Genomic DNA, 16,233 nt, shown 5'->3' with positions numbered 1-16,233 from the left:
TATGATGATGGGCGGTCAAAACGGAGGTCAACCAGGAATGATGCCGGGACAATTTGGCGGTCAGCCGGACATGATGCGCGGACAGCTTGGGGGGCAACCTGAAGCTATGTTACCTGGACAAATGGGAGGCCAGCCAGGCCAATTCGGGGGCGTGCGTGCACCTGAAACATTTGGGATACCGACATATGTAGATGAAAGCGATGACTACTAATCATCAAGGAGACAGTGTTTTTAACACTCGTCTCCTCTCTTATTTAAATCGTAAGCCAAAGAATGTCCACCATATCCAAAGCAGTGTCTATTTAATAACTTTTGAAAAAGGTCATTCAATGATCCTTAAAGGGTTTGACAGTTTTGAAAAATGGGATCGACAAAGAGAATTGACTTCTTTATTAAAACAAAAGGGATTTCATCAAACGTATTATATTCATCAGAATTTAATGCCCTTTCAATTTAAAGGGAAGTGGTATGGCAGTATGGACTATTTTCCGCCGAACAAGAAAAAATTCAGGTTTTCCAATGATAAGGACCGCTTAGAAGGCATTCAGTTACTGGAAAGCTTCCATGATGTGTCGGAAAACCTCTCCATTAACGCGCCTGTGTTCAATCAATCAAAAAAGTGGAAAGAACGCTTATCACTATTTAAAAAGAACTTTTCTTATGTTCGCCAATATGTTTCCGAAGATATTATCAAGGAATGGATTAGATGGGGGGAATGGTCGCTAGAGGGGTTTGATAAATATCAGTCTTTATGGGATAAGGAAAAGAAAGTCATCATTCATGGTGACTGTGCCCACCACAATTTCTTACGGAGAGCGGACGGCACTTTGACTTTAATCGATTTTGACTTAATGGCAAATGCCCCGAGGTGCATTGATTATTTACAGTACGCAAATCGAATTTCGCCACATCTGGAAGACGCTGCAAACGAGCTGTGGGAAGTGCCGCAATTGCAAAGGTATCAGTCAGACCTTGCCTTTTTATATGCTTTAACTTACCCTACCGATATCTTCCGTGAATGGAATCGTCTTAATAAAAGTTCTTCCCAGCTTCATTCGGTCTGGAAAATGACAGTGGAAGGTTTTTCGGAACGGATGGAAATGAATGAAAAATTGGCGAAAAGGATTTCTTCCCTTAATAGGAATTAAAACGGGCTTTTGGCCTTATCTTACAGAGTACATTTCCCGTTCGACACCCATGCTAATTATGAGCGGAATATAGCTCATTCTATTGCAATGGGAGGGTTATTGGTGCAGAAAATAAAATGGGCACAGCCGCTTTGTACGGTATTGGCAGCCGTCAGTTTGGTTGGATGTGCTAATAATGATACAGCGGAAAATGAAAATATCACGAATGATACAGGGTACCATGAAAAAGATGCATTGGTGCGAAACATCAATTATGAGAATATGGCGCATGGTTTATACAATAAAGATGATGCGTACAGTAAGAGTGACCGTAACTACCATGGACATGAAAGTAAGCCGCTAAAGGCAAAATCATCTTATTATAATTCTTATGAGGGCTCTTTAGCCGACAGAGTAAATGGTGTCGCCAATAAAGTGGAGCCGGTTAGCGATGCCAGGACAATCATCATGCAAGATGAAATGCTGGTAGCCTTGCGGCTGGATGACTATAGCCAAGCAAATGATGTTAAACAAAGAATCAAGAAGGAGATCGGACCGCTTACCAATGGCCGTACCCTATATGTAACCACCGATGAAGGTGTCTATTTCAGGACGATGACACTTGATAACAATCTTCGGGATGGAGATACGAGGGAAATGATCATTTTGGATGCCAATGACATGTTCGATAACCTTAACATCCACGAAAATCACTTAAAATAATTTGTGGGCTGACCCGACTTGGAGTCAGCTCTTTTTGATTTTTTTTCTGGTTAATAATCCTTATTTGGGTCAAACTACATAAAAAGTAAACGCCTTAAGAGGTGAGTATATTGTTTAATCAATTTAGAATCCAATTTTTCTTGGCACTTTTCATATTGCCATTTTGCTTAACCGTTTTTGCGGAAGAAACCGTTCAAAAGGAAAATGATCCAATTGAAAGGAAGGTCATTCTTCAGCGTATGTATTTGGATGGCGAGTTAAGTGAAGAGAAATTGACAGAAACAATTTGGTCGATGGAGGACTTTTGGGCAAAATATGAAGGATGGCAAGTAGTCGATCAAAATGAAGAGCTGATTGTCATGAAGAAAATTGAGAATGACATCTCTCCGCTGTTAAAAGCGAATGGTTACCTTGGGATGAGGGAAGATGGTACATTATCCATTTTTATCGGAAGGCCTGAGCACGCCAAGATCATTCATACATTCTACCAAATAGACGTTGGTAAACTTGAAGCATACAAGCAGGAGGAACTGCAAAAAGGGATTCCGATCATGAATAAAGACCAATATAAACAGCTTATTAAAGAATATGAGCCATATTCGGTAAACTAGGGTGGGATGATATCCCACCCTTCAGACTGTAGACTGACTCGATAATGATGGAGAGTTGTCTACAGTTTTTTTGGTGTTTACCATTACGGTTGATTTCAACTGCGGGAACTCGCTTTCCGCGGGCGGTCCACCCTTTGTGTTTTTGCGCCTGTCGGGTCCCTTGGACGCTAGTCTTGCACGCTTGTTTCAATCAACTTTGTTTTAAGCAGTGAGGTGACACCCGGAATTCCCCGTGAATAGACTTTGCCGATTCTGAAATAACTTTTAATGAACAACACCCCCTTTTTATGATAAAATGAGAGGTACAGCAAAATCAGGGAGAGAATTAATTTGTATGATTATATAAAAGGCAAGGTCGATTATATTGGACCTGAATACATAGTTGTGGAAAATGGGGGGATCGGATATCAAGTGATGACGCCGAATCCTTTTATTTTTTCCGCTCAATACCATAAAGAAATCCAAGTTTTCCTGTATCATTATGTTCGTGAGGATATGGTGGCATTATACGGATTTCAGACTCGTCAAGAAAAGGCGTTATTCACAAAATTATTGAATGTAACCGGAATCGGGCCGAAGGGTGCCCTAGCCATATTGGCATCAGGCCAGGTTGATCAGGTGGTACAGGCGATCGAAAATGAAGATGAATCATTTTTGGTGAAATTCCCGGGAGTCGGAAAGAAAACGGCACGGCAAATGATTCTCGACTTAAAAGGGAAACTGGAGAACATTATACCTGATGCGTTTCCAAGCTTGTTTAACGAAGGCGTCACGGCTCCAATCAGTCCAAATGGTTATACTGAGGAATTGGATGAAGCCATTCTTGCATTGAAGGCTCTTGGTTATTCTGAAAAGGAAGTCCAAAAGGTAGCCAAGAAATTGCAGGCTGAAGATATGACGACCGAGCAATATATTAAGAAAGCATTGCAAATGATGTTAAGATAAGGAGTGGCGCAATGGAGGAGAGAATATTCAATCAGGAAGCCGATCTGAACGAACTGTCCTTTGAACAAAGCCTGCGGCCGCAAAACTTAAAGCAATATATCGGACAGGATAAAGTGAAAGCGAATTTGAGTGTATACATCGAGGCGGCAAGGATGCGTGAAGAAACGCTCGATCATGTACTTTTATATGGACCGCCTGGTCTTGGCAAGACGACGCTTGCCGTCATCATCGCCAACGAAATGGGTGTGAATATCCGCACGACTTCCGGTCCCGCCATTGAGCGGCCGGGAGATCTGGCGGCCATTTTGAGTGCACTTGAACCAGGTGATGTATTGTTCATTGATGAGATTCACCGTCTCCCTCGTGTCGTCGAGGAAGTGTTATATCCGGCTATGGAGGACTTCTGTCTGGATATTGTAGTCGGTAAGGGACCGGAAGCCCGTTCAATCCGGATCGACTTGCCGCCGTTCACCCTTGTAGGGGCCACGACACGGGCAGGCTCGCTGTCTGCACCGCTCAGGGACCGTTTTGGCGTATTGAGCCGTCTTGAATATTATACCGAAAACCATTTGACTGATATCATCATCCGTACAGCAAGAATCATGGATACGGAAATGGACGATCAAGCAGCGGCAGAGCTTGCAAGAAGGTCAAGGGGCACACCAAGAATAGCCAATCGGCTTTTACGGAGGGTCAGGGATTTCGCCCAGGTACGCGGTGATGGGACGATAACGGCGGAGCTTGCCGATTATGCGCTTGAATTAATGCAGGTCGACCGTTTAGGACTCGATCATATTGACCATAAATTACTTAAAGGGATCATTGAAAAATTCCGTGGCGGGCCCGTGGGCCTGGAAACGATTGCGGCAACGATTGGCGAAGAGGCACATACGATCGAAGATGTGTATGAACCATATCTGCTGCAAGTCGGTTTTCTTCAGCGCACCCCAAGAGGCCGGATGGCAACACAGCTTGTATATGAGCATTTCGGCATGGAGATGCCTGAATGATGAATATACCAAAGATGGTCATGATTCTGGGTGTGATTATTTTCGTGATTGGTTTTGCGATGAAATATATCCATCTCGGCAGGCTGCCGGGAGATATTTTTCTGAAAAAGGGGAATACGACTTTTTACTTTCCTATCGTTACATCAATCATCGTCAGTGTTGTGTTGTCCGCGATTTTTTATTTGATCGGCCGTTTTAAATAATGATTACAGCTTGATAGACACGTAAGGAAGTGGAACAGATGAAATTGGATATGTTTGATTTTCATTTACCGGAGGAACTGATTGCCCAAGTTCCTTTGGAGGATAGGGAAGCAAGTAGATTGATGGTACTGGACAAAGAAACCGGTAAGCTCCAGCATGATGTATTCAGCCATATCACGGAATATATCAAACCGGGAGATTGCCTGGTGTTGAATGATACAAAAGTTCTTCCGGCCCGACTATACGGCAGTAAAGAAGGGACAGGTGCAAAGATCGAAGTATTGCTGCTTAAGCAAGAGCATGATGATGTCTGGGAAACGCTTGTGAAGCCGGCCAAACGGATTAAGGAAGGCTCGACGATCGTTTTCGGCGATGGTAAGCTGAGTGCCGTCTGTACAGGTGTACTCGAGCATGGCGGCCGTATCCTTGAATTTAAATATGATGGCATATTTTATGAAATACTGGAGAAGCTGGGCGAAATGCCGTTACCTCCATACATCAAGGAACAGCTTGATGATCAGGACCGCTATCAAACCGTTTATGCGCGGGAAAGGGGATCTGCAGCGGCACCTACTGCTGGCCTGCATTTTACGGAGGATTTAATTGAGATACTTAAAGGGATGGGTGTCCACATCGCCTTCATCACGCTGCATGTCGGGCTTGGAACATTCCGTCCGGTAAGCGTCGACGATATTGACAGCCATGAAATGCATTCGGAATTTTATCAAATGACGGAAGGCACTGCCAGATTACTGAATGACGTGAAGGAAAAAGGCGGGAAAATCATTACGGTCGGCACTACGTCCACAAGGACATTGGAAACGATTGCGTCCCGCAATGATGGGGTTTTCAAGGAAGAGAATGGCTGGACGAGCATCTTCATTTATCCTGGTTATGAGTTCAAAGGGATCGATGCGATGATAACGAACTTCCATTTGCCTAAATCGACTTTAATCATGCTTATTTCTGCACTTGCAGGTAGGGAGCATGTCCTTCATGCCTATGAAGCGGCTGTGGAAGAAAAATACAGGTTCTTTAGTTTTGGAGATGCAATGTTAATTAAGTAATATAAGAGTGAGAAGCTCTTGAAGGGAGTTATTGCGTTGACTGCAATACGATATGAGTTAATCAAAACATGTAAACAGACAGGTGCACGGCTAGGCCGGGTCCATACGCCGCATGGTTCTTTTGAAACACCGGCATTTATGCCGGTTGGAACGATGGCTACTGTCAAAACGATGTCCCCGGAAGATTTGAAACAAATGGGGGCAGGCATCATCCTGAGCAATACGTACCACCTATGGCTGCGTCCAGGGCATGAAATCATCAAGGAAGCTGGCGGATTGCATAAGTTCATGAACTGGGATCGGGCGATTTTGACCGACTCAGGCGGCTTTCAAGTCTTCAGTTTAAGCGAGTTCCGCAAAATTGAAGAAGAGGGTGTGCATTTCAGGAACCATCTGAATGGCGATAAATTATTTTTATCTCCGGAAAAAGCGATGGAAATACAAAATGCGCTTGGCTCCGATATCATGATGGCCTTTGATGAATGTCCGCCATTTCCGGCGACTGAAGAATATATGAAGAAGTCGGTTGAACGGACATCGCGCTGGGCGGAACGCTGTTTGAATGCACATGAGCGTCCAAATGACCAAGGGCTGTTCGGGATCGTTCAAGGCGGGGAGTTTGAAAATCTTCGCAAACAAAGTGCAAAAGACCTTGTCTCCCTTGACTTCCCGGGTTATGCTATTGGAGGACTATCCGTAGGGGAACCGAAGGATATCATGAACCGCGTCCTTGAGTTTACAACTCCGCTGCTGCCATCTGACAAACCGCGCTATCTTATGGGGGTCGGTTCACCGGACTCATTGATCGATGGTGCACTCCGCGGTGTTGATATGTTTGACTGTGTACTGCCGACGCGAATCGCGCGTAATGGTACGCTCATGACGAGCAATGGGCGGCTGGTTGTGAAAAATGCGAAGTATGCACGCGATTTCGGTCCAATCGATGAAAATTGCGATTGCCATGTTTGCAAGAACTATAGCCGGGCATATATCCGCCACTTGATTAAATGTGAAGAAACCTTTGGAATTCGTCTTACGACTTACCATAATCTTCATTTTCTGTTAAACTTGATGGAACAGGTCAGACAAGCTATTCGAGAAGATCGCCTTGGAGACTTTAGGGAAGAGTTTTTTGAGCAGTATGGTTTCAATGAACCAAATGCGAGAAACTTCTAATTCCATACATATTTTAATGAACGAAAGGAGTGAATATACTTAAATGGGTTCTTTAACACAAATACTTCCGTTGATTTTAATGTTCGTATTGTTCTATTTCTTATTGATCCGCCCGCAGCAAAAACGCCAAAAGGCTACGCAAAGCATGCAAAGCAGTTTGAAAAAAGGTGATAAAGTTGCTACTATCGGCGGCATGCACGGAACAATCGACGCAATCGATGAACAGCAAATCGTCATTAAATCACCAGACGGTACAAAACTGACTTTTGACCGTGCAGCAATCCGTGAAATTACGGAAAGCGCACCGAATAAAGAAGCATCCCTATAAGACAAACGAAAACCGGGCCATGTGCCCGGTTTTTTTTTGCTTTTTTTTAATCGGTGCGGGAGTCGGAACTCATGTTGACCCCAAGAACGCCACCCATCATGGCTGTAATCACAAAACAGCCATAGTATATCCATTGCTTGATGGTGAAAAGGGCATCGTGACCTAAATATTGAAAAAGGAACACGACCAACAGATAAAGCAGCCCAGTGCTTCCGCCCAAGAATAATCCTTGCTTTTTCCCTTTGCCTCCTGATATGAATCCACCAATGAACAGCGATAAAAAGGACACGATCATGACCACGTATGTCAGGGATGATTCCGTCAGTGAAGTAAAACGAAGAAGGATGGAAACGATTAAACTAGCAATCATCGCTATGGCAAAGATGGAGCCTACGCCATAAATTACGGCGACACTCATTTTTTTAGTTTCGATGGGTATTCCTCCTTTTTAAAAGGCTGATACGTATAGCCTGTTTATGTGTTTGTACAAGCATATTCCCGATATCGAACCTTTAGACCAGGTTTAAGACGCTTCCCGTAAAATTAGAAAAGATTTATGGAGTAATTTTTCAGTTCCCAAGCCATGCTATGGATGAAGGAAGTGTTTTTGAATTGGATATCTATCTAGGGATTATATTTCGAACGGCGGTAATCTATCTGGTCATCTGGTTCCTTTTTCGAATGATGGGTAAGCGGGAAGTTGGGGAACTTAGCGTTCTTGATTTAGTGGTATCCATCATGATAGGGGACATTGCTGTGCTATCCTTTGAAGATTTGGAAAAACCGTTTATCCGACAGACTATCCCGATGTTTGTTCTCGCGTTCCTCCAAATCACATTGGCCTTTGCCTCATTGAAAAGTGTCAAATTACGCAATCTCATGGACGGTAAGCCCCAGATCATCATTGATCAGGGGAAAATAGATGAAAAAGCGATGCGCAGACAACGATATAATTTTGATGACTTATTGACCCAACTTCGTGAACAAGGAATTATTGATATAAACGAAGTGCAATTTGCCATCCTTGAAACTTCAGGTAAGCTCTCAGTGATTAAAAAAAGCGATAAAGAAGGGTCGGAAAGTCAGGTACCATTCCCGCTGATTGTCGACGGAGAGATACAAGAAAAAAATCTTGATAAAATTGGGAAAAACCATGTTTGGCTTCTGAATCAGTTAAAAGAACATGGAGAAACGAAGGTTAAAGAGATTTCGATTTGCGGGTACATAGATGGCCAATTTTACATCGATAAAAATAAATGAAGAAATGACCGAAGCCTTTGAGTGCTTCGGTTCATTTTATTTCCAAGCTAATTTTGACAAAAAGCCGCCCACTACAGGAATCCTGATCAAATCGGCCTTTTTTATGCTGCCGGTCATGAGCAGGAAAAATGTGAACAACAGGATAACGACGGTTACGGAAAGCAAAAGCCGTATCCCGATAGGCTGTGAGGAGAGCGGGAATTGATAAAGATAATAACCGCCCCATCCTGAAATTAAAGCAAGGACCAGAGCTGATATGTAGCTTCGGAAGTGAAGCGTGAAAGGGACGACCTTCAGTACGGTTGAAAAATGCAGGAAAGTAACGAGCATCGTACCGACAGCTATCCCGATTGCGGCTCCCATGATCCCGAAACTTTCCTTTGAAGCCAGAAGCCAGATCACACCGATTTTAAGGATGTTCCCAGCCAGGCTGTTGAACATTGCAGCCTTTGCAAGGTCCAGTGCCTGCAGCATGGATTGCAGCGGATATTGAAAGTAATAAAGGATGAAAAAAGGTGCCAGGAATTTAATGAAAACGGCAGCATGCGAAGATCCATACATGACTTGCAAGATCGGTTCGGCAAAGATGAACAGAATGACGATCGCTAAACAGCCTGTGATGAAGGTGATTTTCAGGGCTTGTTGAAGCCTGTGTTCAACGAGTAAAAAGTTTCCGGTCGTACGGGCTTCGCTCACTGCCGGGACAAGTGCCGTCGCCAATGATGATGTAACGAAGGAAGGAAGCATGAGTAAAGGCAGAGCATATCCAGTCAACTCCCCGTATTGGCTGGTGGCTGCGGCCGCGGTGACTCCGGCAAGTGCCAAACTCTGGGCGACCACTATCGGTTCGAAAAACCACGATACCGATCCAATCATCCTGCTTCCGGTTGTAGGAAGGGCAATCCCCATCAATTCGGTGAACGTTCCTTTTCCGGATTTGACATTATTGAAGAAACCCTTTCTGAACTTAAAATGTTTCTTTATTTTAAAGCTGGTCAATAAGTAAATGAGAGAGACGAGCTCACCGATTATCGATGCAAGCATTGCCCCGGCTGCCGCATATTCGATTCCATATGGCAAAAAGGCCTTGGTCAGGACGGCTATGAAAGTGATTCTGGCCACCTGTTCGATAACTTGTGAAAAAGCGAAGGGCTTCATATTTTGCTTGCCTTGGAAATAACCGCGCAGTACGGATGAAATGGCAATGATCGGTACGATTGGGGCAATCGCCATGAGCGGCAATAACGTCCGATCGTCCGTGAATAGGTATTCTGATAGAACCGGTGCGAAAAGCAGCATCGCAGGAGTGAAAATCATCGATAGAGTAAAGGTGCAGGCCAAAGAGACGACAAGGATTTTCTTGATTTTACGTTCATCACCCCTGGCATTGGCTTCGGCCACGTATTTCGAAATGGCGATTGGCAGGCCTAACTGGGTTATGTTCACGACGAGAAAGAGTGTCGGTAAAGCCATCATATATAAACCAACGCCTTCTTCGCCGATGAAGCGGGCGATGACAATACGGTTAATGAAACCAAGAACCCTTGTAATCAGGCTTGCGATTAATAAAATCAGCGTCCCTTTTAAAAATTTGGACATTGAACTCCCTCCCTGCCTTCTCAAAAAAGCGGTTATGCTATACAATTATCTATATGCTTGTACTTGGACAAAGCATGACAAAAGTGTTTGTTTGCGTTCTAACAAATGATAAGAAACCCTTCTAAGAAACTGCGCATTCATTTGAGAATCATTTTACTGGAGGCAAAATGATGGCAAAAAAGAATCATCCCTATCAAAGGTATTATCTAAAGGTGCGTCCATTTTTGAAGAGTAAGCGTGAGGAATTCCAAATGGTCGGATTGAATGCCGTAACAGAGGAAGACATATGGGGAACCTTAACCAAAAATAAATGGAAGCGCCCGCAGGAAAACATTCACCTTCATGAACTTGTCGCAGATATCGTGACATTTTCGAGCAACCAGTTCATGACCTTCCAAATGGTCGAAGCTTATAAATCACCAAACCTATTCGAGCCGCTTTCCGAAGAGGAACTGAAGGAGCTTTTGAAAGAATAACGCAAAGATATACTTAAATTGACAGCTGTTTGTATATGACTCATAATAGATATGGTTATGCCTTTTTTGGAAAAAGTATGGAAAGCTGTGTCTTTTTTCTCAAGAAGCATAGGGTATGCAGTTATCATTTAAACAACAAATGACGATTTTATTAACTTCAGGAACAGGCGTATTATAGAAAGGGGCCTACTACATAATGGTAAAAAGAAGCAGGATCGTTGCGTTTTTTCTAATCGCACTTTTGATTTTCGCAGCGATGGGTACGACTTCAAAAGGAATCCTAAAGGATATCAAGCTGGGTCTTGATCTTCAAGGCGGGTTTGAAGTGTTATATGAAGTAAAACCGCTGTCAGGGGAAAAGATAACCCCGGACGTTTTACGGGCTACAGTAAGCTCACTTGAGCGGCGTGTCAATGTGTTGGGTGTTAGCGAGCCTAACATACAAATAGAAGGGAAAGACCGGATCCGCGTACAATTGGCTGGAGTCAAAGACCAAAACAACGCTCGGGAAATCCTTTCTACACAAGCTAAATTATCTTTCCGTGACTACAACGATAAGGAAATGATGACCGGTGCCGACCTGAAAGAAGGCGGCGCGAAGCAAACGTTCCAAGATAATAAACCGGTTGTCGAAGTCACGCTGAAAGACGTAAATAAATTTAAGGACATCACTCAAAAAATATCCTCGATGCCAAGTCCGACTAATGTACTTGCAATCTGGTTGGATTTTGAGGAAGGAAAAGATTCCATTAAGGATACAGCCTCACAGGACAATATGATATCCGCTCCGGCTGTCAGTGAAGTTTTCAATACGAATAAGGTGTATATTACCGGTCAATTCAAGTTGGAAGAAGCGAAAGAGCTTGCAGCCCTGCTGAATGCAGGTGCCCTGCCGGTTGATTTGAAAGAAAAGTATTCGACTTCTGTAGGTGCCCAGTTTGGTGCAGGTGCACTGCATGATACTATTTTTGCAGGAATCATCGGAATTGCACTTGTTTTTATCTTCATGCTTGTGTATTACCGCTTCCCGGGATTCATTGCAGTCGTCACTTTAAGCATCTACCTTTTCTTGACGCTTTTAGTGTTTGATTGGATGAATGCGGTCCTTACGCTGCCTGGTATTGCAGCATTGGTACTCGGGGTCGGGATGGCCGTCGACGCCAATATCATAACCTATGAGCGAATCAGGGATGAAATGAAACTTGGCAGGTCGGTTAAAGCGGCTTATAAAGAAGGTACCAAGAATTCACTTGCTACAATCACGGATGCCAACTTAACGACCTTGCTGGCTGCGGCCGTATTGTTCTTTTATGGAACAAGCTCGGTTAAAGGGTTTGCCACCACTTTGATCATTTCGATCTTAATGAGTTTCATTACTGCCGTTTATGGTACACGCCTCTTCATGAGCCTGTGGGTGAATAGTGGGTTCCTGGACAAACGTACAGGATGGTTTGGCGTGAAGAAGAAAAATATTCACGATTTATCCGAGAAAATGGATTTAATGTCATTGCCAACACGTTTTGATAAAATCGATTTCGTGAAACATCGGAAAGTTTTTTACGGCATTTCAATCGGTGTCACTATTATCGGGATCATCTTCCTGCTCGTCTTCAGATTGAATCTTGGGATTGATTTCACGAGCGGTACCCGAATCGAGATTGCGTCCAAAGACGTCTTGACGACTCAGCAAGTCAAAACCGAAATGCAAAAGGTCGGTATCGACGAGGATGATATCAAGGATGTCAGGCTCGCTGGACAAGACAATAAAAATGCTGTCGTTCGGACAGTCGGTGTCCTCGATAAGCAAGAGATTGCTGAATTGAAGGACCATTTCAAGAAGGATTACGGAGCGGAACCGAATGTCAGCACCGTATCACCGACAGTAGGAAAAGAGCTTGCGAAAAATGCCATGAAAGCTTTAGCGATTGCCTCAATCGGAATCATATTGTATGTATCGATACGATTTGAATGGCGGATGGCTGTACCAGCCGTGGTCGCGCTTATACATGATGCATTCTTCATCATCACGATTTTCAGCTTGCTCCGGCTCGAAGTGGATATCACCTTCATTGCTGCGGTTCTGACGATCGTCGGTTATTCGATCAATGATACGATCGTAACCTTTGACCGTATTCGTGAAAACCTGCGCTTCAGCCGTAAAATAAAAACCGTCGAAGAACTGGAGAACATTGTGAACATCAGTATCAGACAAACGCTCACGAGATCCATTAACACGGTTCTGACCGTTCTCATAACGGTCATAGCGTTGATGATCTTCGGCAGTGAAGCTATCCGTAACTTCTCCATTGCCCTGTTTATCGGTTTAATATGCGGCGTGTATTCATCGCTATTGATCGCTTCCCAATTCTGGCTTGATTTGAAAATCAGGGAATTGAAGAAGAAAGGTCCGCTGAATACCGCAAAAGAAAAGAAACAAAGTCTTGAAGGACAAGTTTAATAGGTGAAAGGGGGCTGGCGTGATGCCAGCCTTCTTTTTGTTGAACTAGCTTATTGAATAGGGAATTACAGCCAATTATGAGTTTAAAATAAAATTGAAACTGGTATATTCGTTTTGTATAATGAGTAGGTTGAGGGGTGAATAAATGTTAAAGCCAAAAACCCGGTGGAACTTGCGAACTGCCGATGAAAACAAAGTTGCTGTACTAGCTGAAGAGCTTCATATCACACCTTTGGTTGCAGCCCTGCTTGTGAATCGAGGCCTGGATACGATTGAAAGTGCCCGATCGTTTTTATTTGTAAAAAATCAAACTTTTCATGACCCATTTTTATTGAAGGATATGGATAAAGCAGTATATAGAATAAAAGAAGCGATTCAAAATGGAGAAAAAATACGTATATTCGGTGATTATGATGCGGATGGCGTGACATCGACCACCGTGATGATGACGGCGCTGACGAGATTGGGGGCCGATGTTGATTTTTATATCCCGAATCGGTTTACAGAAGGATATGGTCCGAATCCGATGGCATTCCGCCTTGCAGCCGAGCAAGGTGTGAAGGTATTGATAACAGTCGATACCGGGATCTCCGCAGTCGCTGAAGCGAAACTTGCCGCCGAGCTAGGCATGGATTATATTTTGACTGACCACCATGAACCGGGACCGCAATTGCCTGAGGCATTGGCGATCATCCATCCTAAAATTGAGGACAGTTCCTATCCATTTAAAGAACTTGCCGGAGTAGGGGTCGCATTTAAGCTTGCACACGCCTTGCTCGGGGAATTGCCTGAGGATTTGCTTGAAATAGCGGCAATCGGCACGATAGCGGATTTAGTGCCTTTACAAGGGGAAAACCGTGTCATTGCTGCGAAAGGCATCGAGCAGTTACGATTGACTCGCCGCCCGGGACTTGTTGCGTTAATGAAAGTGGCGAATGTTCAGCAGGAAGCATTGAATGAAGAATCGATCGGCTTTGCAATGGCACCGAGGATCAATGCTGTCGGGCGCCTTGGAGATGCCGATCCCGCTGTTGATTTATTGATGTCCGCAAGTCTCGAAGAAGCAATGGAACTTGCTAATGAAATCAACGATATCAATAAAGAGCGGCAGGAAATGGTTGCAGCAATGGCTGAGGAAGCGATTGCTGAAGTCGAGGAAAACTTCCCGCCGGAGTCCAATGGCGTGCTCATCATCGGCAGGGAAGGCTGGAATGCCGGAGTTGTGGGGATTGTGGCCTCTAAACTTGTTGAACGCTTTTACCGGCCGACGATTGTATTGAGCTATGATCGGGATAAGGGATTAGCTAAAGGCTCTGCTCGGAGCATCGTTGGTTTCGATCTTTTTCAAAGTCTTTCCCAATGCCGTGAAATGCTGCCCCATTTCGGCGGACACCCTATGGCAGCTGGAATGACGTTGAAAATAGAAGATGTTCAGGAGCTTAGGGACCGCATGAACTTGATTGCGAAGGAAGAACTGAACGAAGAGGACTTCACACCGATTACAAACTTGGACGGTGCTACGACTTTAGCTGAAGTTTCCATTCAAACGATTCAGGAAATGAGCTTGCTTGCACCATTTGGGGTTACGAATCCCAAGCCGAAGATTTTGATAGATTCCGTACAACTTTCAAGTGTCCGCAAAATTGGTGCCAACCAAAATCACTTGAAGGTTCAGCTGGAAGATGGTGAAAAACACAAACTTGACGGTGTGGGCTTCGGTCTCGGTCATTTTGTCGATGAAATAGCTCCGCACGCTGAAGTTTCGGTGATTGGAGAGCTCTCCATCAATGAGTGGAATAATATGAAAAAGCCCCAGATCTTTGTCCAGGATGTCTCGGTGGACCATTGGCAGTTATTCGATTACCGCGGCAAGGGACAGGCAGAGAAGTGGCTTGCCGACATTCCTGCACAAAACCGGAAGATCGTCATTTTCTCGGAAGATATTTATAGCAGATATCCATTTTTGCAAAACCATCCAGATCTCGTTCATATCGAGAATGAACTGGATGCTGAGCAGCTCGACTGCTTCGAAGGGCATTTGGTACTCATGGACATGCCGCCGTCCAGGGAATATTTGAAACGGGCGGTTGCCAAAAAGAACCCTTCCCGTATCTACGCTCACCTTTCCCATGAACAGGACCATTTCTTAAGTACGATGCCGACAAGGGATCATTTTAAATGGTTTTATGCCTTCCTTGCCAAGAAGGGTCCGCTTGATGTGAAAAGATATGGGGATGACCTGGCCAAATATCGCGGCTGGTCAAGAGATACAGTGGAATTCATTTCTAAGGTGTTTTTTGAGCTTGATTTTGTTACAATAGAGAAAGGGTTAATTATGCTCACAACCAATGCGAAAAAACGCGATCTCAGTGAATCTGAATCGTATACAAGAAAGAAAGAGCAATTTGAGCTTGAACAAGAGCTTGTTTATTCTTCCTATCAGCAATTATTCGATTGGTTCAATCATTATTTAGTTCATGAGGCAACAGACCTTGAGGAGGAAACAAAGCAATGGATTTAAAGCAATATGTAACAATTGTGCAAGACTGGCCAAAACCGGGTATCGTCTTCAAAGATATTACAACATTAATGGATAACGGCGCAGCTTATAAATACGCAACAGACCAAATCGTCGAGTATGCTCGCGATAAAAATATCGACTTGGTGGTCGGGCCGGAAGCACGCGGATTCATTATCGGATGTCCAGTCGCATACTCATTGGAAGTGGGCTTTGCGCCAGTGAGAAAAGAAGGAAAACTTCCACGTGAAACGATAAAAGTCGAATATGGACTGGAATACGGCAAGGATGTATTGACAATCCATAAAGATGCGATTAAACCGGGACAGCGTGTCCTGATTACCGACGATTTGCTTGCTACCGGGGGAACAATAGAAGCGACGATCAAGTTGGTTGAACAGCTTGGCGGAATTGTAGCAGGGATTGCCTTCCTTATTGAATTGACTGACTTGGATGGAAAAGATAAATTAGACGGCTATGATGTCTTGACATTAATGAGCTTTTAATAAAGGAGAGCACTCTGACCAGGGTGCTCTCTTTCTGTTTTTCCCATTTTAGCTGGATTTTGTCGAATTTCCAGTGAAAAAATGCACTATTCTTAATAAAATACACGTTTAACTCTTTACATCCTTGCCTTTTTTTTCGATAATAGTAATAATAAAGAGTTTTTCTGCTAATAAGTTTATTTGCACTTTTATCCGTTTAAGCGGATTTATTTTTTTTCGCAAAAAT

The 16,233-nt window shown here is 43.8% G+C and carries 16 protein-coding genes and 1 pseudogene; 15 read left to right on the top strand and 2 right to left on the bottom strand.

What is annotated here, in order from left to right:
- The 10 genes and pseudogenes from OTG27_RS15370 to yajC all read left to right on the top strand — a co-directional run.
- Positions 1 to 211 (top strand): annotated as a pseudogene (locus OTG27_RS15370) (hypothetical protein); the annotation flags it as partial.
- Positions 201 to 1,148, top strand: coding sequence for a phosphotransferase (locus OTG27_RS15365; protein ID WP_170956534.1), 948 nt, complete (start codon positions 201 to 203; stop codon positions 1,146 to 1,148). The pseudogene OTG27_RS15370 and the gene OTG27_RS15365, both read left to right, overlap by 11 nt.
- A 102-nt stretch (positions 1,149 to 1,250) precedes the next feature.
- Positions 1,251 to 1,850 carry a YhcN/YlaJ family sporulation lipoprotein gene (locus OTG27_RS15360; RefSeq protein ID WP_176548617.1) on the top strand — a complete coding sequence of 200 codons (600 nt, stop codon included), beginning with the start codon at positions 1,251 to 1,253 and terminating at the stop codon, positions 1,848 to 1,850.
- 110 nt (positions 1,851 to 1,960) lie between these two features.
- Entirely contained in the window at positions 1,961 to 2,461 is a 501-nt protein-coding gene (locus tag OTG27_RS15355) for an intercompartmental signaling factor BofC (protein WP_268937361.1), read from the top strand.
- 330 nt (positions 2,462 to 2,791) lie between these two features.
- Positions 2,792 to 3,406, top strand: coding sequence for a Holliday junction branch migration protein RuvA (gene ruvA, locus OTG27_RS15350; RefSeq protein WP_268565389.1), 615 nt, complete (start codon positions 2,792 to 2,794; stop codon positions 3,404 to 3,406).
- Positions 3,407 to 3,417: 11 nt separating this feature from the next.
- Positions 3,418 to 4,416, top strand: a complete 999-nt coding sequence (ruvB, locus tag OTG27_RS15345) for a Holliday junction branch migration DNA helicase RuvB (protein ID WP_034308811.1) — start codon at positions 3,418 to 3,420, stop codon at positions 4,414 to 4,416.
- On the top strand, positions 4,413 to 4,619 hold the full coding sequence (locus OTG27_RS15340; RefSeq protein ID WP_034308809.1) for a DUF2905 domain-containing protein: 207 nt from the start codon (positions 4,413 to 4,415) through the stop codon (positions 4,617 to 4,619). Before ruvB ends, OTG27_RS15340 begins: the two co-directional genes overlap by 4 nt.
- A gap of 38 nt (positions 4,620 to 4,657) precedes the next feature.
- Positions 4,658 to 5,686, top strand: a complete 1,029-nt coding sequence (gene queA, locus OTG27_RS15335; RefSeq protein WP_268937360.1) for a tRNA preQ1(34) S-adenosylmethionine ribosyltransferase-isomerase QueA — start codon at positions 4,658 to 4,660, stop codon at positions 5,684 to 5,686.
- A 36-nt stretch (positions 5,687 to 5,722) separates the two neighbouring features.
- Positions 5,723 to 6,862 carry a tRNA guanosine(34) transglycosylase Tgt gene (tgt, locus tag OTG27_RS15330; RefSeq protein WP_034308807.1) on the top strand — a complete coding sequence of 380 codons (1,140 nt, stop codon included), beginning with the start codon at positions 5,723 to 5,725 and terminating at the stop codon, positions 6,860 to 6,862.
- A gap of 43 nt (positions 6,863 to 6,905) precedes the next feature.
- Positions 6,906 to 7,190, top strand: coding sequence for a preprotein translocase subunit YajC (gene yajC, locus OTG27_RS15325; protein WP_098865119.1), 285 nt, complete (start codon positions 6,906 to 6,908; stop codon positions 7,188 to 7,190).
- A 46-nt stretch (positions 7,191 to 7,236) separates the two neighbouring features.
- Here the strand turns inward: yajC and OTG27_RS15320 are convergent, their stop codons facing one another.
- Positions 7,237 to 7,608: a TIGR04086 family membrane protein gene (locus tag OTG27_RS15320; RefSeq protein WP_170946870.1), complete on the bottom strand. Its 372-nt coding sequence runs from the start codon at positions 7,606 to 7,608 to the stop codon at positions 7,237 to 7,239.
- A 194-nt stretch (positions 7,609 to 7,802) separates the two neighbouring features.
- Here OTG27_RS15320 and OTG27_RS15315 point away from each other — a divergent pair, with 194 nt between their 5' ends.
- A complete protein-coding gene (locus OTG27_RS15315; RefSeq protein ID WP_268937359.1) occupies positions 7,803 to 8,450 on the top strand; it encodes a DUF421 domain-containing protein in 648 nt (215 codons plus the stop codon).
- 36 nt (positions 8,451 to 8,486) lie between these two features.
- Here the strand turns inward: OTG27_RS15315 and spoVB are convergent, their stop codons facing one another.
- Positions 8,487 to 10,049, bottom strand: coding sequence for a stage V sporulation protein B (gene spoVB / locus OTG27_RS15310; RefSeq protein WP_268937358.1), 1,563 nt, complete (start codon positions 10,047 to 10,049; stop codon positions 8,487 to 8,489).
- A gap of 170 nt (positions 10,050 to 10,219) precedes the next feature.
- Between spoVB and OTG27_RS15305 the strand changes: the two genes are divergently transcribed.
- The 4 genes from OTG27_RS15305 to OTG27_RS15290 all read left to right on the top strand — a co-directional run bounded on the left by OTG27_RS15305 (position 10,220) and on the right by OTG27_RS15290 (position 16,007).
- Positions 10,220 to 10,525, top strand: a complete 306-nt coding sequence (locus OTG27_RS15305; RefSeq protein ID WP_034308797.1) for a post-transcriptional regulator — start codon at positions 10,220 to 10,222, stop codon at positions 10,523 to 10,525.
- 196 nt (positions 10,526 to 10,721) lie between these two features.
- Positions 10,722 to 12,983: a protein translocase subunit SecDF gene (gene secDF, locus OTG27_RS15300; RefSeq protein WP_268937357.1), complete on the top strand. Its 2,262-nt coding sequence runs from the start codon at positions 10,722 to 10,724 to the stop codon at positions 12,981 to 12,983.
- 145 nt (positions 12,984 to 13,128) lie between these two features.
- Positions 13,129 to 15,504, top strand: a complete 2,376-nt coding sequence (gene recJ / locus OTG27_RS15295) for a single-stranded-DNA-specific exonuclease RecJ (protein ID WP_268937356.1) — start codon at positions 13,129 to 13,131, stop codon at positions 15,502 to 15,504.
- Positions 15,495 to 16,007 carry an adenine phosphoribosyltransferase gene (locus tag OTG27_RS15290; protein WP_034308789.1) on the top strand — a complete coding sequence of 171 codons (513 nt, stop codon included), beginning with the start codon at positions 15,495 to 15,497 and terminating at the stop codon, positions 16,005 to 16,007. Before recJ ends, OTG27_RS15290 begins: the two co-directional genes overlap by 10 nt.
- Positions 16,008 to 16,233: the final 226 nt, after the last annotated feature.

The organism is Peribacillus sp. AS_2 (assembly GCF_026891895.1).
Classification (GTDB): Bacteria; Bacillota; Bacilli; order Bacillales; family DSM-1321; genus Peribacillus; species Peribacillus frigoritolerans.
This window is presented reverse-complemented; position numbering and strand designations above follow the sequence as displayed.

Coding starts and splice junctions, on each gene's coding strand:
- OTG27_RS15290 (WP_034308789.1), top strand. CDS start 15,495: ATGGATTTAAAGCAATATGTAACAATTGTGCAAGACTGGCCAAAACCG.
- OTG27_RS15340 (WP_034308809.1), top strand. CDS start 4,413: ATGATGAATATACCAAAGATGGTCATGATTCTGGGTGTGATTATTTTC.
- secDF (WP_268937357.1), top strand. CDS start 10,722: ATGGTAAAAAGAAGCAGGATCGTTGCGTTTTTTCTAATCGCACTTTTG.
- spoVB (WP_268937358.1), bottom strand. CDS start 10,049: ATGTCCAAATTTTTAAAAGGGACGCTGATTTTATTAATCGCAAGCCTG.
- OTG27_RS15320 (WP_170946870.1), bottom strand. CDS start 7,608: ATGAGTGTCGCCGTAATTTATGGCGTAGGCTCCATCTTTGCCATAGCG.
- OTG27_RS15365 (WP_170956534.1), top strand. CDS start 201: ATGACTACTAATCATCAAGGAGACAGTGTTTTTAACACTCGTCTCCTC.
- ruvB (WP_034308811.1), top strand. CDS start 3,418: ATGGAGGAGAGAATATTCAATCAGGAAGCCGATCTGAACGAACTGTCC.
- OTG27_RS15305 (WP_034308797.1), top strand. CDS start 10,220: ATGGCAAAAAAGAATCATCCCTATCAAAGGTATTATCTAAAGGTGCGT.
- queA (WP_268937360.1), top strand. CDS start 4,658: ATGAAATTGGATATGTTTGATTTTCATTTACCGGAGGAACTGATTGCC.
- recJ (WP_268937356.1), top strand. CDS start 13,129: ATGTTAAAGCCAAAAACCCGGTGGAACTTGCGAACTGCCGATGAAAAC.
- yajC (WP_098865119.1), top strand. CDS start 6,906: ATGGGTTCTTTAACACAAATACTTCCGTTGATTTTAATGTTCGTATTG.